22 protein-coding genes are annotated in these 19,862 nt (G+C 35.2%); 2 read left to right on the forward strand and 20 right to left on the reverse strand.

Features of this window, described 5'->3' with window-relative positions:
• Positions 1–155: 155 nt before the first annotated feature.
• The 5 genes from IGJ34_RS12920 to IGJ34_RS12940 all read right to left on the reverse strand — a co-directional run bounded on the left by IGJ34_RS12920 (position 156) and on the right by IGJ34_RS12940 (position 2,156).
• On the reverse strand, positions 156–383 hold the full coding sequence (locus tag IGJ34_RS12920) for a hypothetical protein (protein ID WP_430597613.1): 228 nt from the start codon (positions 381–383) through the stop codon (positions 156–158).
• 109 nt (positions 384–492) lie between these two features.
• On the reverse strand, positions 493–819 hold the full coding sequence (locus IGJ34_RS12925; RefSeq protein WP_069653867.1) for a hypothetical protein: 327 nt from the start codon (positions 817–819) through the stop codon (positions 493–495).
• Between the two features lie 382 nt (positions 820–1,201).
• Positions 1,202–1,558 (reverse strand): hypothetical protein, encoded by a 357-nt coding sequence (locus IGJ34_RS12930; RefSeq protein ID WP_069653868.1) that lies wholly within the window; start codon positions 1,556–1,558, stop codon positions 1,202–1,204.
• A 5-nt stretch (positions 1,559–1,563) separates the two neighbouring features.
• Complete coding sequence (locus IGJ34_RS12935) at positions 1,564–1,854, reverse strand: hypothetical protein (protein ID WP_069653869.1); 291 nt, start codon at positions 1,852–1,854, stop codon at positions 1,564–1,566.
• Positions 1,851–2,156 carry a hypothetical protein gene (locus IGJ34_RS12940; protein ID WP_069653870.1) on the reverse strand — a complete coding sequence of 102 codons (306 nt, stop codon included), beginning with the start codon at positions 2,154–2,156 and terminating at the stop codon, positions 1,851–1,853. The genes IGJ34_RS12935 and IGJ34_RS12940 overlap by 4 nt, the downstream gene beginning before the upstream one ends.
• Before the next feature lie 314 nt (positions 2,157–2,470).
• Here IGJ34_RS12940 and IGJ34_RS12945 point away from each other — a divergent pair, with 314 nt between their 5' ends.
• Positions 2,471–2,926 carry a hypothetical protein gene (locus IGJ34_RS12945; RefSeq protein ID WP_069653871.1) on the forward strand — a complete coding sequence of 152 codons (456 nt, stop codon included), beginning with the start codon at positions 2,471–2,473 and terminating at the stop codon, positions 2,924–2,926.
• 139 nt (positions 2,927–3,065) lie between these two features.
• On the opposite strand, the gene IGJ34_RS12950 is transcribed toward IGJ34_RS12945, so the two are convergent.
• The 5 genes from IGJ34_RS12950 to IGJ34_RS12970 all read right to left on the reverse strand — a co-directional run bounded on the left by IGJ34_RS12950 (position 3,066) and on the right by IGJ34_RS12970 (position 7,152).
• Complete coding sequence (locus tag IGJ34_RS12950) at positions 3,066–3,290, reverse strand: hypothetical protein (RefSeq protein WP_069653872.1); 225 nt, start codon at positions 3,288–3,290, stop codon at positions 3,066–3,068.
• Between the two features lie 33 nt (positions 3,291–3,323).
• Entirely contained in the window at positions 3,324–4,715 is a 1,392-nt protein-coding gene (locus IGJ34_RS12955) for a T7SS effector LXG polymorphic toxin (RefSeq protein ID WP_430597614.1), read from the reverse strand.
• Positions 4,716–5,063 (reverse strand): DUF3958 family protein, encoded by a 348-nt coding sequence (locus IGJ34_RS12960; RefSeq protein WP_069654925.1) that lies wholly within the window; start codon positions 5,061–5,063, stop codon positions 4,716–4,718.
• The gene (locus IGJ34_RS12965; RefSeq protein WP_430597615.1) at positions 5,063–5,362 is read right to left on the reverse strand and encodes a TIGR04197 family type VII secretion effector; all 300 of its coding nucleotides are present in this window, start codon (positions 5,360–5,362) and stop codon (positions 5,063–5,065) included. The genes IGJ34_RS12960 and IGJ34_RS12965 overlap by 1 nt, the downstream gene beginning before the upstream one ends.
• Positions 5,363–5,805: 443 nt before the next feature.
• On the reverse strand, positions 5,806–7,152 hold the full coding sequence (locus IGJ34_RS12970) for an FAD-dependent oxidoreductase (protein ID WP_069653649.1): 1,347 nt from the start codon (positions 7,150–7,152) through the stop codon (positions 5,806–5,808).
• Between the two features lie 191 nt (positions 7,153–7,343).
• Here IGJ34_RS12970 and IGJ34_RS12975 point away from each other — a divergent pair, with 191 nt between their 5' ends.
• Complete coding sequence (locus IGJ34_RS12975; protein ID WP_069653648.1) at positions 7,344–8,825, forward strand: helix-turn-helix domain-containing protein; 1,482 nt, start codon at positions 7,344–7,346, stop codon at positions 8,823–8,825.
• Between the two features lie 222 nt (positions 8,826–9,047).
• Here the strand turns inward: IGJ34_RS12975 and lepB are convergent, their stop codons facing one another.
• The 10 genes from lepB to IGJ34_RS13025 all read right to left on the reverse strand — a co-directional run bounded on the left by lepB (position 9,048) and on the right by IGJ34_RS13025 (position 19,771).
• Positions 9,048–9,896, reverse strand: coding sequence for a signal peptidase I (gene lepB / locus IGJ34_RS12980; RefSeq protein ID WP_430597616.1), 849 nt, complete (start codon positions 9,894–9,896; stop codon positions 9,048–9,050).
• Between the two features lie 157 nt (positions 9,897–10,053).
• Entirely contained in the window at positions 10,054–10,455 is a 402-nt protein-coding gene (locus tag IGJ34_RS12985; protein ID WP_206836227.1) for a LysM peptidoglycan-binding domain-containing protein, read from the reverse strand.
• A 32-nt stretch (positions 10,456–10,487) separates the two neighbouring features.
• Complete coding sequence (locus IGJ34_RS12990; protein ID WP_430597617.1) at positions 10,488–11,843, reverse strand: hypothetical protein; 1,356 nt, start codon at positions 11,841–11,843, stop codon at positions 10,488–10,490.
• Positions 11,844–11,874: 31 nt separating this feature from the next.
• The gene (locus IGJ34_RS12995; protein WP_069653645.1) at positions 11,875–12,576 is read right to left on the reverse strand and encodes a hypothetical protein; all 702 of its coding nucleotides are present in this window, start codon (positions 12,574–12,576) and stop codon (positions 11,875–11,877) included.
• A gap of 408 nt (positions 12,577–12,984) precedes the next feature.
• Positions 12,985–13,365, reverse strand: coding sequence for a type II toxin-antitoxin system PemK/MazF family toxin (locus IGJ34_RS13000; protein ID WP_069653644.1), 381 nt, complete (start codon positions 13,363–13,365; stop codon positions 12,985–12,987).
• A gap of 15 nt (positions 13,366–13,380) precedes the next feature.
• On the reverse strand, positions 13,381–14,499 hold the full coding sequence (gene alr, locus IGJ34_RS13005; protein ID WP_430597618.1) for an alanine racemase: 1,119 nt from the start codon (positions 14,497–14,499) through the stop codon (positions 13,381–13,383).
• Between the two features lie 94 nt (positions 14,500–14,593).
• The gene (gene acpS, locus IGJ34_RS13010) at positions 14,594–14,947 is read right to left on the reverse strand and encodes a holo-ACP synthase (RefSeq protein WP_069653642.1); all 354 of its coding nucleotides are present in this window, start codon (positions 14,945–14,947) and stop codon (positions 14,594–14,596) included.
• A gap of 374 nt (positions 14,948–15,321) precedes the next feature.
• The gene (cshA, locus tag IGJ34_RS13015; RefSeq protein WP_069653641.1) at positions 15,322–16,863 is read right to left on the reverse strand and encodes a degradosome RNA helicase CshA; all 1,542 of its coding nucleotides are present in this window, start codon (positions 16,861–16,863) and stop codon (positions 15,322–15,324) included.
• 334 nt (positions 16,864–17,197) lie between these two features.
• On the reverse strand, positions 17,198–18,565 hold the full coding sequence (locus IGJ34_RS13020) for a UDP-N-acetylmuramoyl-tripeptide--D-alanyl-D-alanine ligase (protein ID WP_069653640.1): 1,368 nt from the start codon (positions 18,563–18,565) through the stop codon (positions 17,198–17,200).
• A 129-nt stretch (positions 18,566–18,694) separates the two neighbouring features.
• Entirely contained in the window at positions 18,695–19,771 is a 1,077-nt protein-coding gene (locus tag IGJ34_RS13025; protein WP_069653639.1) for a D-alanine--D-alanine ligase, read from the reverse strand.
• Positions 19,772–19,862: the final 91 nt, after the last annotated feature.

A 19,862-nucleotide genomic window follows, 5' to 3' on the forward strand; every position in this document is an offset into this window, starting at 1 on the left:
AGGTTTCTTGAACTGTCGTAGAGATTTCTTCTATGTATTTCTGCATGCGATTGAATTAAGATATTTTTCGATTCTGATTTCTTCATCTGGAATTTCCTACACCTAAAAAAAAGACAAACTCATCCACCTGAATCAGCTTGCCTTTATTTTTTAACTTATCGTTTTGCTGTAAACTCTGACACTACTTTTTTTACTTCATTAACTGCATCATGGTCTAAATAAGAAAGAGCTCTAGGAACCACACTCATCAGGTACATTTTATCGAGCTTGTCTGTTGATCTTCTTTCCATCAGTTCTGCTAGCAACTGTTTCATGTCTTCTTGATGACCAGCTTTCGTTCGATCCATTATGAAGTCATAAACTTTTTTTTCGTCTGCTTTCATCGGCTATGCCTCCTAGAATTTTAGTTTATTATAAGCTTAAATAACAATAAGTAGAAGTGATTTGCTTTCTATTTTTTGAATCATGTGAAAGAAATTTAAAAAATCTATCTTAGCTAACTACGTTCATTATACTAGAATGGACATCAATTGCTAGGGCTACGATCGCACTTGCGATGGCCGACCATCGTTGCGCTTTTTCTAAATCCGTTAATGGCTTCCCTGTTTTTTGGTTGATCCCTGTATTCAATTCTTCTGTAATTGTTTGAAAACACTCGTCAACCAAATCCTTTTCTGGTTTCGTCAAAATATCTAGGTATTCTTTGTATTTTTCATTGAATTGAACGTCTGCTTGTGTGACTTTACTTGGATCAGTCACCCACATCCATACATAAGCGCCTGTGGCAAGTTGGACACGACAATGGTAACGACCGTTCATTGATCGAAGTGGCCCAGGTCATATCTAATTAATTTTTCGAGGTTAAATGCATACTGTATAAATAACTATATGGTTTATCCCTTTAACTTTTTATTTATTTTCTGTTTGAATATTTTTTACTACTTCAATTTTTTGATATATGAAAAAAACGGATCAGTAGTTTTTCACCCACTCATACCGTTTCCGTAGTCGACAACTTAGTTGATTTGTATATCAAAGAATAGTCAAAAAGATTAGAAAAGTCTCTTGAATTTTTGTCCAATAAATACAGCTAGCTTTTTGTTAGCTATTGGCAACTTGATTAGTGAGATTGTTCCTTACTAGTCAAGGCTCAATCACTTGATTACCAGTCTTGTGATTGAGTGCCTTTTTTGTTTTTTGATTATTCGTATTCAATATAGATTTTACTCAAACGATTAATTTCTAAAAATGAAATAATCGTTTGAACTACTTCTTCTAGATCTTCTTTCATTGAAGTTTGATTAATTTTGTTAATATCAAAACGTTTTAATTGATTAATAGTAAGAGAATTATCTTTTATCAGCCATGGTGAATCATCATACCATCCTTCATGATTAAAATATTCATTCATAATTCCCTCTTTTTCTACATTGCAATCTAATAAGTTATCTAAAATAGTCTCGAAATAGCCATTCCAAATTACAAGTTTATTATTATCAGCAACAAAGGTAAACTCTGCTTCGCCCTGAAAACCTTCATAAAACCTACTATCAATCATTTAATTCATTCCTTCCAATGACCCTTATCTAAAATTTTTATTTGTTCTGGAGTAGCATTTCCTGCTTTTCTAGCATTTATAGCATCATACCATTTATATCCTTCTACCCATTCATTATCACCAATTTTAAAGAATGTTTGTGGCTTGTTTCCTCCATTTCCAGGTACTGTTCTTTGAACAACCCATGTATTACCTTGTTCTACAGGTGCTCCTGGAGTTCTTGTATGCCACCTTACTTCATACTTAAATTGACCATCATTCCACTTATAAGTAATTTGTTCATAACCAGCATTCATTTTGCACTGTCAGGAATACCTACTGGTGCAGTCTGCTTATATTGATTAGCAATTTTAAGTTTTTCTGCTTCGGACAAACTAGAAAGTTTAGGAATATTAGCTCCACTAGCTTTCCTAGCTACATCGTCCACGACCGATCCTACTTTTGGCGCTTTCAACTTAGTTGTAACATTCTTTGCCGTGTTTTTCAATCCGTTTACTGCTGATAACATGGTGCCCACTGTCAAAATATCTGTCGTCATATCATAGATATCTCCACGTTTAAAGTCATCAGCCATTGCGCCTATCGCTGCTTTACTCATTTCAAAAATGGCTTCAGGAGTTAATGCCTGAACATTCTTAACAGCTCCTGACCAATCTTTTCCAATCCAATCTGGTGATTTTACGCCTCTTCGATTATTGATCCCTGCAGCGAGTCCTCCACCTAATAGCTGACCAACTTGTATACTCCCAATCGCTAATGAACTGATCCCCTCTCCTACAAATCCTATCGTAGATTCTAAAACTAGTAAAATGCCTTTGCCTGTTTCTAAGAGTAAAAAACCTTCGGTATTGAGCCCTTTTGTTCCTTTGACAATCCCATTCCACCAACAACCGATTCCATCTGTAAAATGATGTGTATTCTACCGCAGTTGTTTTAGCCGATTCTAACGTTCAAAATATTGTGAATGAAGTGAAAAAAAATAACTTTTCTTATGACGATGAAGTGAAATTTATTTCATTAATAAGAAATTATATAGAATCGGTAAACAAAGAAAAGCAACTAGGGCATATGCTTGACATGTATGAATATGAAGGTATTACTATTCCAAAATTTGACGAATTAAAAGCTATGGAGAAAAAACTGCAAGTACCTTCTAATTTTTTGCTCTGTTTACCAACACTTTATTTTTTAGATGATTCAGATAATACAAAATTGAACTTTAAAAATGGTGTGGATACCAAATATACTATCACTTCAGAGGAAGAGTATGAAATTATTCAAAGCCTACCTAACTTGACTAAAAATGAACTAACAGAGATTAGTGATTTAGTTCATAAATTTCAGAAAAGAGACTGGGATATTTTTTAATTGTCAAACATCAAAAAGTGTAACGTATTTTTAAACAAATACATTACACTTTTTTATATTATTAGCTATCAGCAACCTGATTAGTGAGTTTAGGCCTTATCGCTTGATTAACAGTCTCGTGATAAAGTGCCTTTTTATTTTAAAACTGATCTTTTATTTCTTCCCAAATCTCACTAATAGACTTCCCATTTATTCGTGCATTCTTCAACAAATCTTCTGAGTTTTTAAACTCTTGAGTTTCTCCACCAACTTCAGTTAAGTAATTCCCGTCAGAATTTTGACTAATCCAAAATTCTTTATCCTTATAATAAAAATTGTATTCTTCTCCATAACCTACGCTTTCTTCCATTTCTTTATAGTCCATAATTTACGAACCTCCACATTCCATATATATTTTTTATTCTCTAGTAGGTTTTCCATTAGGATCGTACTTCCACTTATGTTCATGAGGGTACTCAGGATGTCTTTTAGGATTACCATGATTTGTCATATCAACATCACGTATAGCTTTTCCTGTTTCATCATAAAATCGTCTTGTAGTAAGTTCTCCTTTAGAATCTAAAATATCTACACTACTATTAGGTTCACCAAATGGTCCCGGGTTTTTATTCACCTTAGTATGAACTTTAGAAGGGGTTATATCTATTTCTTTACCTAAGTTATTTTTAATAACATTTCTAGCCCCACTAGGTTTCTTATACCCAGTTTTCCCTTTATTCTTCCCTCGATCCAGTGTATAATTCTTACCGCCTTTATTTCCCTTTAAAGTAGGCGTCTTAGGTGCGTTTGTCCCTTTGCCAGTAAACCCTTTTCCTCCATAATAAGCACCAATTGCTACGGCTGCGATCGCACTTGCGATGGTCGACCAACGTTGTGCTTTTTCTAAATCCGTTAATGGTTTCCCTGTTTTTTGATTGATCCCTGTTTTCAATTCTTCTGTAATTGTTTGAAAATACTCGTCAACCAAACCTTTTTCTGGCTTCGTCAATATATCTAGGTATTCTTTATATTTTTCATTGAATTGAACGTCTGCTTGTGTGACTTTACTTGGATCGGTCACCCACATCCATACGTAAGCGCCTGTGGCAAGTTGGACACGACAATGGTAACGACCTTTCATCCCTTCCGCAAATTCTTTTGCTCGTTTGTTTTCGATTGCTTCAGCGCGATTTTTCCACCGTTCATTGATCGAAGTGGCCCAGGTCATATCTAATTTCCCAAGGTCAAATGTCCCCGAAGCCCCATTCCAAGCTTTACATCCACTGACTTGTGCTATCCCTCGAGACAGCTCTTGTTGGCAAGCTTCGTATTCTGAAAAGAAACTGGCCGAGCGGGCGTTAAAAGCATGAAACTGCTCTAATTGTTCTCTTTTTTTAGCAATACTCTCACAAGCGTTGATATAGCGACGTTCTAAACTTGGCTGGACCTCTTTTGACACGGTCATCTGATGCTCTAACTGTTGTTTCAACTGTTCGAATCGGTTGATTTGACTCATGATTTGGTCTTCGTCTGTATCGATACTTGAAACAGAACTTTGATACTCGTTGATCAGTCGTTTGTGGGTACTTGCCATTGCTTCTCCTGTCATAGTAACAGAACGACAGATTGGTGTATAGACCACATTGAAATAACGCTTCGCCGAGTCATAGGCTTTTCCTGATAACGGTGCGAATAAAAATTGCGCGATACTTTTTTGAAGCGAAGCGATCGCTTGATTTGCTTCTTGGTTCATTCGTGAAGCATCACTTGCTTGCGCCTGCATTTCACCAACATAAAATTTCAACCCCATTTACTGCTTCTCCTTTTCTTCCTCCAATAGCGCATTCCGTTGTTTCCGATAGGTTTCTTCTTCCGCTTCCAACAACTGCTTTTTCGTTTTGTTTAATTCTCTTTCTTTATCTGCTAGACGCTGTTGCGCTTTAGTTGATTGATCTCGACTATCCAGACCTCTATCTTGAAAATAGTGTCGTTCTTCCGGCGAAGAAGTTGCAACCACTTCAGAATATAAGCGCTGTTCTTCTTGATGGATAGAGTGAAGGTCCTCCAGTTGTTTACCTATTGTCCGGATTTCTCTTGTGACTAACTCTTGTTCTGCTTGAATCGTTTTAAGTGTTGCTTGGTCACTCACCTCTGTCATTAGAACCACCTACTCATTGGCGATGTGTTCGCTTGAAATTGATGTGATGCTTTTAAGTCGATTTCGGAAAAATCCTTTGCAACAGAGTGTATATTTTTCCCAGTAGCTACAATACTAGCTGAGAGTTTTTTAATATCGTTTCCAAAATTAGTCGCTGTTTCTTTCGCCTTCGCATTGCCCATCACGTTCGTTCTCGTCGCGATATTGGTTGGTCCTTTTATGTTGTTTAAAGCATTGGCTGATTGACTAAAAGAAGCGGATACATTCCCTGCTATAGATAGACTGCTTTTTATCCCCATATTTTCACTCCTTGTTAAATTTATACGGATAAGTATAACAAAGCACACATATAGACACAATTGTATTTTTCACTTTTTGTGAAACGAAAAAATCACAAAACGCAAAATAATTCCTTATGCAGATATTGCTAATTTTCAATATTTACTCAACCGTTTGCCCTCTTAATAAGGTTATTAAACCATTTTTTCCAATTGCATATAAATCAACAAGAAAAAAGAAATCAACGAATATTATGCCTACGGTCATTCATTACAGACTTTTTTATAGAATTTATCCGTTTTAGGAAAGCAAAAAAAGTAACAGCTCATTTTTATAAAAAAAGAGTAAAGTCTAATCAACAGACCTTACTCTACTCATGGAATATGAGTTGAATCTTTCTCTTCCTCACATTCTCTAAGTATTATAGCAATAATAGTAGAAATTAAAGTACCTTACTTCAAATTTATTCAATCTTATACTTTTCAATCAAAAATTCATAGGCTGCCCGACTAATGATCCCCATCGGTTGATTGATGCTTGGGTTAAAATAAAAATCCATCGTAACTAATTCTTCAAGTGTTATTCCTTGGTTGATGGCCAAAGATAACGTGTTGATTGATTGCGTAATATCTTTTTCTGACATCAATTGAGCGCCAATTAATTTGTGCGACCCTTTTTCAAAAACCATTTTGATATGCACGTCCTCCTGCAATTCAAGGTAAGGCAATTGGCATGGTACTGTCAAAAAGATACTTTCAACTTCGATGCCTTCAAATTTGGCTTCTATTTCGGTTAATCCAGTGCTTGCAACGTAGCAGTCGAAAATGTTAGCAGCGGTTGTTTTTTGTGTTTTATTATATTTCATCGGATACCCTATTACGTTCATTGCAGCTACTGTTGCGCTGCGAACAACATTATTGACTAAAGGAATAAAAGATTTACGATAACTATTGTGGACAGGATAAGAAATAACATCACCCAAAGCAAAAATATCAGGATCACTTGTCTGCATCTGCTCATTAACACGAATCGTTCCGTTTGCATTCAAATCTAGAAAATCCTTTACTAATGTAGTATCTGGTCGAGCATTGACAGCTACGATCACATAATCATTTCTGATTTCTTCATTTGTTGTTTTCGTGACAAACAACTCTTTGTCTGTGTCTGAAAAGCCAATAACACTCTCATTTAAATGAAGTTTAACGCCAGAGTCTCGAATTTTTTGTTCAATCAATGAAGATAGATCCTTATCTAAATAACGAAATAGAACTGAATCAGCACTTTCAATCAAGTGAATTTCTTTGCCTTGCCCTCTCAAAGCATCGCACAATTCTACACCGATATATCCACCACCAACAATCGAAATAGATTTTGCATGTTCTAATTTTTCCAACACTTCCTTAGAGCTTGAATAGCTTTTAAAAACAGTAACCTTGTCTTTACTTGGTAATGTTAGGTTCGTGGAAAATTGATTTGATCCAGTTGCAAGGATTAACTTCTCGTAGTTGATTTCATGTGATTTTTTAGAGGTATCCAAGTAGGCAATGGTTTTTTTATCAGGATCGATTGTAGTCACTGTTGCGTTTAGTAAGACATCTACACCTTGTTCTTCTAATTCTTCAGAGGTAAGGTATCTCACGTTGTCCAAATCATTGACTAATTGATTTAATTTCAAAACAATCCCACTTGAAACAAAGCTAAGCTCACCTCTTTTTTCAATTAAAACAACCTCTGTTTGAGGATTTAACTTCTTTATCGTTACCGCAGCTTGAAGCCCTCCATGTGAGGCTCCGATAATTACTACTTTCACTATGGTTCTTCTCCCTTCAATTGAATAAACCATCATTGCAATTACATAATTATAAATTAAAAAAATTATTACACTTCATTATATATATAATTTCGTTTTTTTGAAATAATAATAAAGAGTTACTTTCTTTTTATACAATGCGTATTGCCATTTTCTTATGAATCAAGTATGCTTAAAGTGAGGTGTCTATTATGCTAAAACGAGATTTTTTAGAAAAGCCCTTCGATTATATGAATGATATATTATTATTTTTATACAACAATCAAGGCAAGGCAACAAAAAACGAGCTAGTCAACGAATTTCAAATTAGCTTACCAACATTGAATGAGTATCTGTCATTCCTCCAAAGTTTTCTGGAAGAGAATCAAGTAAGCGAGCAAGTTGAAATAACATTACAAGGTGAAAATATCTTTTTAAAAAAACAACCGACATTCCCATTGAAGAAGGTTGTTGTACTTTTTCTAGAAAAATCAATTAAATTTCAAATGATCAATCAACTGTTCAATAAAGGGGAATTGACCTGTGATTATTTTCAGCTGAACTACGCAATCAGCTCAGCGACTTATTATCGCAAAATTACTGAATTAAATGAACTGCTAAAGGAATTTCGACTTCAAATCAAACGCGGAAAATTAATCGGTGAAGAAAAACAGATTCGCTATTTTTTCTTTAGTTTCTTCTGGTTTCTTTTTGAAGACAAATCAAGTTTAGAAAAAGAAACGGCTAATCAATATCTTGGTTTTGTAGATATTTTAAAAGAGTCTCTTAATCTAGTCTTTGATCCAACCGAGGTGCTACAAATCAAATTATGGATGAAAATATCTTTTAGACGACAGACGACTGAATTTAATCCGGTCATTAGTCCAAACTACGATTATCCTGACCGACCGTTATTTGAAGAGATCAATTTGTCTTTACATACATATATGAAAAAAATCGACCGTCCATATACTATTTATGAAGCATACATGTTTTATGACTTCTTTTGTTCTATGCACAATTTTTCTCCTAATTCTTCTTTTGCTTTCAGATTAGCAGAACAACAACGTAGACAAAGTTCTTATTTAAACTATATGAACAAAGTGATCTTAAAATATCTAAAGCAACAAGGATATTTATCGAGTTATGCGTCATCCGCTCGATTATTGTATATTGAAAATCTATTGTTCCAGCTTCATTCTCAACTATATTATTTCGATGGGTTTATTTTGCCTTTTGATAGTTGGACCATAAAGTCTATCGTCAATGCGCATCGTCATCCATTTTCCGGTAATGAAGTTTTTGAATTGATGGATATTGCGACTAAAAAGTTTGATCAAGATGGTGAAAAAGACAGTTACAAAAATAAATTCACTGAAATTCATTATACGATCATATTGAATCACATTGCTGAATTAAATGAAGAGAAAATTTCGATTGGTGTTTATCATTCATTAAATCCTTTTATTGGTGAATTAGTTATCCAACATTTAACAAATGTTTTAGGGCATAAATACCCAATCAAGGCGGAAGCTTTTAAAGAGGATAGCCATTATGACATCCTACTTTCAAATATTTATAGTGACATGATTTCTGAAAAACAAGAACTTATCTATATTTTTTCTGATATTGGTAATAGTTATGATATGACTGAAATTGAAAAATTGATTATTCAGCTGATTGATACGAGATAATTATTTCTATCACTAATTGAAATTATAGCAGAGAACAGACCCTTGATGTTCTCTGTTTTCTTTATACCTACTAAATTTAATGAGAATAGTAATTAAATTGCAATAAAAAAATTTTATTTCTGTTTCTTTTTATTTATTTTAATAACGATAATCATCAACCAAAATCATATTTTTTCTTTATAATAATGAAAATAAAAAAACGATAAAATATTATCGTTTTTTTTATTTTATCCAACCGACATTATTAAACGGTGCAAATCTAAAGGAAACAACTCCTTCGATTGCAAGACCATCAACTAAACCAAATGTTCTGCTATCACTGGAATTATTTCGATTGTCTCCTAATACAAAATAATGTCCTTTAGGAATTTTTTTCAATTTTGACATCTGGTCCAAACTGTCTTCAGAGAGATTGACTTTGATTGTTCCATCAGGCAGTTCACTTGCGGCAGATAATTCCGAAACTTTTGGTAACGATTCCGCTTGATGATTAATAAATAAATCACTACCTTCAGTCCAAACTAAGTCTCCTGGCATACCGATGACACGTTTCACATACTGAAACTCGCTTTTTACGGGTGGTTTAAATGTGATGATTTCGTATCTTCTAGGCTCTTTTGTTCGACGTACAATGACCCGATCACCATTTAGCAATGTCGGTTTCATTGAATCCCCATCAACCATATGAGGTGAAGTATTTAAAATAAAGAAGAAAACAAAGATTGCAAATACTACAACGGGTAACATGAACTTGATGATTTCAATGATACTATCTTGTCTTTTTTTCTTTCTTAGTCTTTCAATTTCTTCTTTCGTTAACTTTCTCTTTTTCCTCTTTTTATTGATTGGTTTTGAAATTCCGACTATTTCTTCTTTTGGCCTTGGTCTTACTCTTGGTTTTTCACTTTTAGGTTCCACTTGTTCTGTAGGGCGAGGACGTTTCTTTTTTAGTCCTGGCTGGGGATGTTTTCTATTCTTGTTTTTACTTTTATTTTTTGTTTTTTTGTTTTTATTAAATTGTCTTTTTAATTGTCGTATCAGTCGTTCAAAACGTTCTTTTATTTCATCCATGATGCACCTCAATCATACCAATTAATACTCTTAGTTAAGAATAACAGACTGCTATGTATTTTTCCATATAAAAACCCAACAATAGGACTACTCTTAAATTGAAAAAAGTGAGCGAGGCAAAACTCTAAAAAGTTTTGCTCCACCCACCTAAAGCTTACTATTGATCGAATACTAATTCCTGTCCCTCAACAATGATGCTACTACTAAGCTGATTTTTATTCATTAATGTTTGGATCGATAAGCCTGAATCTTGAGCAATTTCCCATAAAGTCTGACCGTTTTTTACAATATAGACTTCTTTAGGTGCCTCTTTTTCCTTGTCTTCAGCAACGGTATTTTCAGATGTCGTTTCTTTCTTTGGTTCCGCTTGTGGAACTACAGGTGTTGGGGGCGGCGCAATTGCTGTTCCACCGTCTGCTGTTACTGGTACAGATTCCATACCGCCACCTGCTGAGGCTCCTAAAACCATTGAACTAGACATAAAGTAAATAACAGTACTAAACAATATTGCAGAAAAAATCAACAGAATAGAATTTTTTTTATTGATTTGTTTTTTCATATTGTTCTTCCCTTCATTCGTTTTGTGATTGTTTAGTTTCCAGATTTATCCAAACGTGATAGTTTGCTTAAACGTTCCTCTAATTCACGGTAAATCGTCATTACTTCATTTTTAGATTCTTCTACTTCATTTGAAATATTTTTCGCACGGTTGCCAATATTCAACATTTCAAGTTCTGCTGAGTTGACCATGTGTTTCGCTTCAACTTGCGCTTCACTGATAATGCGATTTGCTTCTTTCTTGGCTGAAACCATTACTTCACCGATCTCTTGTTGTGATTTCAACGCCTCTTCTTGTAAGGATTGATTTTTCAACAATAAATCATTGATTTGTTGTTTTGCTTGCAATAGTTCAGCTAATTGGTTCCCTGTCGCTTCTCCAGTTGCAGACATGCTACGCATTGTTTCAAGTTCAGCATTTAAGGTTTCTAATTCTTCTTCTTTTTCTTTGTAAATCGTTCTTAAACCAGCTAATTCGGATTCAAAGACATTTTTTTGGATAGAATATTTATCATTCAACCCTTGGATACGCCCTAGACTTGTTTCCAACTCGCTTTTTTCTTTTAGAACTGTTTCCAATTCTTTTTTCAATTCATCCACGCGACTGTTGTCAACAGAAACATCACTATCTGTTGCTAAAGTGATTTCCTTGTCTTTTAATTCTTGGTTTTCTTGTTGTAAACGGCGCATTTGTTCTTGAAGATCAGCAAGTTTTTGTGTCAATTCTTGATTTTCTTTATCCGTAGTTTGAAGTTTTTCATTCAATGATTCTAGTTCCATCTTCACCGTCTCCAATGCTTCTTGTTTTTCTCCGATTGTTCCTCGGGCACTTAAATCAGCTTGTAATTGTTGTATTTCTTTTTCTTTTTCGAAAATTTGAGTTTCCAACGCTTTATCTTTCTCAACAAGCGCTGTTTCTAAGTATGCAATTTGTTCTTGCTTACGACTATTTTCTTTTTCTAATTCTTCGATTTGTGCGTTTAAACGAGTAATTTCTTCTGTAGAATCCGCAGTCTCATTTGCATCTTCCAGCTCAAAAATCTCTGTTTCTTTTTGATTGAGCTGTGTCGCTAAATCGTCATTTTTCTCTTTTAATGATTCAAGTTCTTCTTGGCTATTTTCAACCTTTAAAACTAATTGCTTATTCTGTTGAGATAGTCGGAAATTTTCTTCTTTATTTTGTTCGAATTCAGATTCTTGCAATCTGTATTCTTTGATCAATTCTCTTAAGCGTGTAATCTCTTGTTCTTGTTCCGCTAGTAAGTTGCTATTAGTGTTCGTCGTTACTGAATTTAGTTGTTTTTCTTCTACCGAATTAAAATCTACTTCTTGTGTTAATTCGTCATCGGAAACCTCGTTAATTTTTTTAATTAACCGTCTCTTTGCCATGTGTTTACACCTCGTCTTTTATTTCTCTACTCTACTTGTCTAATACTATTTTTTCTAAGTTACTGTCTGTAGTTCCTCTTGTATAAACGATTGATTTTTTAGATAGCTTGTTCGTTTGATCTCGATATGTAAAGTTAAAATCAATCATTGTTATCTCTTTTACTGGCTGTAACTCTTTGATAAAGGTTTCAATATTTTTTTCAGCTGTTTGGAAATCACTAAATGTCAATGCTGTTGGAAAAACTGACACGGTCAATGTTTCCGTTTTTTGACTAATCATGATCGCCACATTCGCTTCTCCAAAAAAGGGCTGCCAATCTCTTAGAAGTTGAAGTTCATAATTATCAAGTGCTTGAGCATCTCTGCTTTCTACCACTTTTCTCCAAGGAAATTCGGTCAATTTCAACGCATTTTCTTTATAACTCTCAATTTCAGCGCCAGAAGCTCCTCCTCTGGCGTCTTTGATCTCGTCAATCTTCAACTCTAAATTTTTATTATCTTTTCTTAAAGCATCTTGATTATAAAGTATCCCAAAGAGTACTAAGCAAAAAACAAGAGCGCCAATCATCAAAAATAGTAATGAGCGATTATTCTCTTGATACTTATAAAAATTGATCTTGCGCTTCATTTTTGGACTATCAGAATCTAAGGTCTCCAGTTGAAATCGTACATACAGCTGATAACTGAAAATAAGAAACAGTATTACTACTAATACAAACATGAAAATCGTCATCAAATATAAACTCCTTTACCCTTAATAAAAAAACACTAACTATATCTATTTTTTGAAAGTTATCCACTTTCCACCCAATTATATATAGTTTATTGTAACATTACGCACCCTCATTGCCAACGTTTTTTTATAATAATGCAAAAAAACGTTAATACAAGACGAAACAATTATGTCAAATTATTATTTTTTTAGTATTTAAGATAAAGGAAATTGATTCTAATTGATTGATTTTTCGTTTCCAGCTGCTGATATTAGTATTTTTAGTATTTAGTAACAAATAACAAAAAATAACAATGTATAAGTAAAAAACAAGGTGATTCTTTTTAGAATTACAATGTCCTACATGACTATCCCGACATTAACAAAACAGGATATGTCCTATGTTCTCCATTAAAATACCTAATACATTTAGCGATATGTACCAAGATTTTCTTCTTCTAGCTCTGCTTCTACGATCCCTACACTAACACCTAACGCGCGGTCAACAGAGTCCATGATTTCTATACCTAAATGGCAAACTTTTTCTTTCAAACGTATTTTATCAATAGTACGGATCTGCTCTAGTAAAATGACCGAATCACGTTCGATTCCAGTTTCTTCAGAATTAATCCCTATATGTGTTGGTAATTTTGGCTTAGCCATCTTCGCTGTGATTGCAGCGACAATGATCGTTGGGCTAAAATGATTGCCTAAATTATTTTGTATGACTAGTACTGGACGTACTCCCCCTTGTTCCGATCCTACAACAGGGGATAAGTCTGCAAAATATATGTCACCCCTTTTGACCATTTTAAACCTCCTATTCTATTTATACTCCCTTGGCATACGTTCAGAAAATGTGCATGCTACTTCATAATGGATCGTTTCTAGTTTATCTGCGACCATTTGCATCGTAATCTCTTCTCCATGATCGTGCCCAATCAATGTAACTTGCGTCCCTATTGCTGTTTGCTTTGGCAAACGAATCATGCATTGATCCATACAAATCCTACCAACGATTTCACATCGCTCACCATTCACTAACACTGAAAAGCCCTGTAGATGACGCAGCCAACCATCTGCATAACCAATTGGTACTGTGCCGATCCATTCCTTTTCGGTTGTGGTATAGGTATTACCGTAACCAATTCCTTCTCCAGCTGAAAGTTCTTTGACCTGAATCAGTTTTGAAACCAAACTCAGTGCGGGTTTTAATGGGTAAGTTTCTGGTAACGCATGTCCCGACGGATTCAATCCATACATTGCTATACCAAAACGAATCATATTTCCCACATTTTCAGGATGCCACAAAGCTGTCGCACTATTGCTAACATGAACATATTTTGGTAAGTCAACAAGTACTGCCAAAATTGTTTGAAAACGATGTGTTTGTTTTTCAAAATAGCGTATATCTTTTTCATCTGCTGTAGAAAAATGGGTAAATAATCCTTCCCAAATAAGCACATTTGTTGATCGAACTAAATCAACTGTTTGCTTTACCGCTTCTGGCGTAGTAAATCCAATGCGCCCCATGCCTGTATCCACTTTTATATGTATTTTCAATGGTGTTGGTGTTTCTATATACTTCAATTGCTCAATCGCTTGTTCCAACCATTCTTGAGTTGCTACCGTGACAGATAAATCATATTTCAACAGCAAGTCTATGTAAGAAACGTCAACGACACTTAAAATCAGTATTGGTTCTGTAATGCCTGCTTCACGCAGTTCTATCGCTTCATCTAAGATTGCTACACAAAATCCCGTAGCGCCTCCCTCAATAGCCGCTCTGGCCGTTTGAACAGCTCCATGACCATAGCCATTTGCTTTAACTACTGCAAATAATTCTGTTCCTTGCGGCATTCGTTTTACTTCGTTGCCAACATTTTCTTTAATTGCTTGTGTATCGATCACTAACTTTGTGGGACGATGCCATCCTACAGCCATATGTGTCCTTCTTTCTTTTAAGGTCGAAACAAAACCTGATCAAACGCATTGTCATAACCTTTATTCAAATTTAATAGATAAATCCAGCTTCACTTTATACAACTTCCAAAATGATTTGGGCAACCGCAAAAGTGTCTGTATGAGAAATTGAAACAAATACATTGCCTTCATGAGGAGATTTAGTAACTTTTGGCGCACCATTCTCTTCTTTTAACACTTCAACATCCTTTAACCCAACACTTCCAATCCCTGTCCCCCACGCCTTAGAAAAAGCTTCTTTGCAAGCAAATCTACCTGCTAAAAACTCTACTTGACGTTTATGAGGTAATGTTTGAAAAAGAGCGAGCTCATCATTAGTCAAAACTCTTCTTACAAAGGACGTTTTGTTTTCGATAATTTTTTCAATTCTTGAGAGTTCTACCATATCTATACCAATTCCTTTAATCATTCTTCCGAGCCCTCTTTTTTTATTTTATAAATTACTCTTATTCTATCAAATTTTAGCAATTTTTCCACATAATAATGTAAAAATTAATAAAAAGCTGAAAGAGCTCGCTCCTCACTACCAAAAAAACAGGAAAAGTTGACTATGATTCTTTTTACCACTCCTATTTTTTTCTTTTTTCAAACTTCTTTAATCCTCAGAACCACAACTTTTTAGGGACTATTAACATTGAAATAACATGCAGTGTTAGCTCTTAAAGCTAGAATTCAATAAAAGAGGGTAGAACAGAGCATTTAAGCTTTGTTCTACCCTCTTAAAATCCAATAAACAGTTAAATTGAACGTTGATTATTTTTATTTATACTTTTTTTGAATTTATTAATTTGAGTTATCTCTAATAACAAAGCTACGTTTTTTATCGTTGTGACGTTTTGCTGAACGATTGTCTTTGCTCTTATTATAGCCGCCGCCGTTTCCGCTGCCGCCAGTACCTTTGTTATTTTTGTTTCCACGGTAACCGCCACCGCCATTTTTATTACGATTACGGCTGTTGCCACCGCCACCGCTACGATTATTTTTGTTGAAGCCTTTTTTAGTTGATGGTAATGGACGCTCTGGTGTAATTTTTACCGGCACAGCATCTGATGGATCTTTAGAAATAGTTTTTAGTAATAATGCTGCTAAATCTTCAGCAGAATATTTTTCTAAAAGGTCTTTAGCTGCAGGCAAATAATTTTCTAGACCATTTTCTGCCATTTTTTCTTCAACCGTTTCGATTGCTGCACCTAATTGTCCTTTAAAGGCTTCTTGTTCATTTGGTGGACGTAACGGTGTCATACGTTTTTTCGTTAATTCTTCGATAACATGTAAGTAACCCATTTCGTTTGGTGTCACAAAAGTTACTGACATTCCGCCTTTACCAGCACGACCTGTACGGCCGATACGGTGAACATAACTCTCTGGATCTTGTGGAATATCGTAGTTGTAAACATGCGTAACACCTGAAATATCTAGTCCACGAGCTGCTACGTCTGTCGCAACTAAAATATCTAAGTTTCCATTTTTAAATGAACGTAAAACGCTCATACGTTTTTGTTGTGATAAATCACCATGGATTCCTTCAGCTTTGTATCCGCGCGCTTCTAAACCACGAGCTAATTCATCTACACGACGTTTTGTACGACCAAATACGATTGTCAATTCTGGTGTTTGAACGTCTAATAAGCGCGTCATTACATCGAATTTTTCGAAATCTTTTGAACGTACGTAATATTGATCGATCAAATCAGCAGTCATTTCTTTTGCTTTGATCTTCACGTGTTCTGGTTCTTTCATGAATTTCACGCCGATATTTTTAATAGCTGGCGGCATTGTTGCTGAAAATAGCAATGTTTGACGAGTTGATGGAATTTTTGAGATGATTTTTTCGATATCTTCTAAGAATCCCATATTCAACATTTCATCTGCTTCATCTAAAACTAACGTTTCAATTGTATCTAGTTTTAGAGTACGACGATTGATATGATCCAATAAACGTCCAGGTGTTCCGACAACAACATGTGGATTTTCTTTTAATCCACGAATTTGACGGCCGATATCTGCTCCACCGTAAACGGCTTGTACACGGATTTTTTTATCGCGGCCTAAACGATATAACTCTTCTTGTGTTTGGATTGCTAACTCACGAGTTGGTGCAATCACGATTCCTTGCAACATACGTTTGCTTGTATCGATTTTTTGTAACATTGGTAACCCAAAAGCAGCTGTTTTACCAGTTCCTGTTTGTGCTTGTCCAATGACGTCTTTTCCTTGCAATGCTAGAGGGATTGTTTCCTCCTGAATCGGTGTTGCTTCTTCAAATCCTGAGCGCTCGATTGCTGCTAATAAATCTGTTTCTAAACCTAGTTCTTTAAATTTCAAATGATATCCTCCTAAATAGTGTTTGTTGCAGAAGAAATAGATTCTTCTAAAATTGATGTTACAGGTGATTTGACTTTCACTAATTTTGAAAATGTTCATGGAGTCAATAAACCTTCTACATAGGTTTCGTTTATTTTCTCATTAGTGTTACCGAAAAATCCACCTTATGAAGCTACAGGCACTAGAAAAGCCAAACGAGTTCGTTCAGCTTTTTTAATCTTTATATGATAGAAAAGTATCTTCAATAGGTACTTTCGTTTTATCTACTTCGATCTTTCGGCAATAGGTTATTCTAGCATAGTTTTACATTTTCAGCAAGTTTTATGAAAGCTTGCTAAATTTTAATAAGTTTTGACACGACTTCCTTTAATCCCATGCCATTGCTTGCTTTCAATACGACCATATCTTTGGGTTCAAGAATTGATTTTAACGTAGTTGTCAATGCTTCTTTTTCTTCTTTTTTGAAGTAATGAAGCTGTTTTTTTTGATATTTTTTTGCAAGTGTATCATATAAGGCACGCATTTCAGCGCCATACAGGACAACTTCTGTAATTTCGTTTGGATCCAAATGCTCGTTCACAGACATATGCATTGCTGCAGAATCTGGCCCTAATTCAAGCATATCACCTAATACTGCCACTCGTTTTCCTTGTGTAGGCATCTGGCTAAAACTGTCTAATACTAAGTTCATTGCTGTTGGGTTGGCGTTATAAACATCGCTTAAAATCTCGATCCCTGTCTTACTTTTCAACCATTCGGTCCGATTTTTGGTTAATTGAAAATCAGCCAAACCTGCTTGGATTTTTTCTTCCGCCATATCAAACCATTGCCCGATACAAATAGCAATCAATGCATTTCCAACGTTATATTTGCCTGGAACAGGAATAGTAAATACAGTGTTTGAGCCGTTGATCTTAAACGATGTATAGTCTTTTTGTGCTTCAACAATTGCTGCTTTGCAATCCGCTTGTTCCAAACCAAATGTTTGGATTGTTTGAGTGAATCCTACTGTTAACGGTACTAGTAAGGGTTCCTCTGCTGGAATAATTAACAAGCCTTTACCTGCAAGTCCTGCAGTGATTTCCATTTTCGCTTTTGCGATCCCTGCTCTTGAACCGAGATTTTCAATATGCGCCTCGCCAATCATTGTAATTGCAGCCACATCTGGCTGGGCTAACCTTGATAGAAAATCGATTTCATTTGCATGATCCATGCCCATCTCTAGAATCAGTTTTTCTGTTTCATCTGGCATATGTAAAATAGTGTACGGTAACCCGATATCATTATTATAATTGCCTTGCGTTTTATATGTCTTGAACTGTTGAGCCAGAACAGCTTCTGTCATATCTTTGGTCGTGGTTTTACCATTGCTCCCCGTAATCGCAATCACCGTAGGCTTCATTTTCTTTAGATAGTAAGCAGCTAGGTCTTGCATGGCTTTCAAGGTATCTGTGACTTTTAAAATCGGAAATTGTTCTGGCGCCGTTTCTAAAGAACTCCAAAAAGCAGCTTTTGCTCCGTTATCTATTGCACTGGTAACGAAGGAATGACCATCATTTTCACCTTTTAGTGGAACAAAAAGATTGCCTTGGGTTATTAATCTGCTGTCAAATTCAATTCCAGTCAATTCAAAATCTGACCATTGTTGCCAATCATTCGTAGCTTTTGTCGCTTCAGCGGCTTCCCAAAAAGTTAATTTCATCGGTTTCTCTCCTTTTTAAACGTAAACTATAGTTTCTTCACCATTCAAGGCTTCTACTTAGATTGAACTCATACATAAAAGGGCTGAAACAAAACTTCCAATGTTTTGTCTCCTCCCTTTTTTGGTGTGTTATCTTTCGTAAAAACTTTGTCTTTGTTTGAAACGATTTAAAGCTAATTGAATTAATTCTTCGATCAAATCACTGTATTTTAAGCCCATATTTTCCCATAACAAGGGATACATACTAAACTCAGTAAAACCAGGCATCGTATTTAATTCGTTTAAAAATAATTCATTTTTACTAGTCAAAAAGAAATCGCATCGACTTAACCCACTACCATCTAAAATAGTATACGCTTTTTTAGCAAATTCTTGTGCTTTTTGATGCACTTCATCCGGCACTTCAGCTGGAATTTGCATCGTGATTTGATTGTCGATGTATTTAGAATTGTAATCATAAAAATCAACATCTTTGACGATTTCACCAGGCAAGGTCGTTCGAACATCTTCATTACCTAAAATCGCTACCTCGATCTCACGAGCCTCGATTCCTTGCTCGACGATTGCTCTGGAATCATAACGATACGCTTCTTCCAACGCATTTTGTAGTTCTTCACGGTTTTCAGCTTTGCTGATCCCTACACTTGAGCCCATGTTAGCTGGTTTAACAAAAACGGGATAAATCAATGAACCTTCACACTGTTCAAAGACTTTTTTAGGATTTTCTTTCCAATCACTTCTTAGGACAGGAACAAATGGCACTTGAGGAATTCCTGCCGTTTGCAGTAGATATTTTGTCATGATTTTGTCCATTGCATTCGCACTTGCTAAAACGCCAGCTCCTACATATGGCATACCAATCGTTTCTAGAAAGCCTTGAATCGTCCCATCTTCACCGTTTGGTCCATGTAACACTGGGAAAACAATCGTCTCTTCTTCTTGGATTTCACACGGTAAAATCACACGTCCATTGTATTCTCCCCACTTATCTGTTTCGCCTTTTTCAGACCAATTTAGCTTCAGGACATCTGGACTTTCTGGCTTCTCTGATAGAAGTGGTCCTTTGACCCATTCTCCCTCTTTACTAATAAAAACCAATTGAACTTCATAATAATTATAGTAGATCGCATTTAAAACAGAATAGGCAGATAATATAGAAACATCATGTTCCTCACTTCTACCACCATATAACAATGTAATCTTCAAATGCTTTTCCTCCTAATTTTTGAAGCTAAACAGACTTGGTAGCTCTGATTGGAAAATAAGAAGGTGGTGCTTTTCGCCACAATCAGATTTT

It is taken from the genome of Enterococcus sp. AZ177, assembly GCF_050544585.1.
Classification (GTDB): domain Bacteria; phylum Bacillota; class Bacilli; order Lactobacillales; family Enterococcaceae; genus Enterococcus_L; species Enterococcus_L plantarum.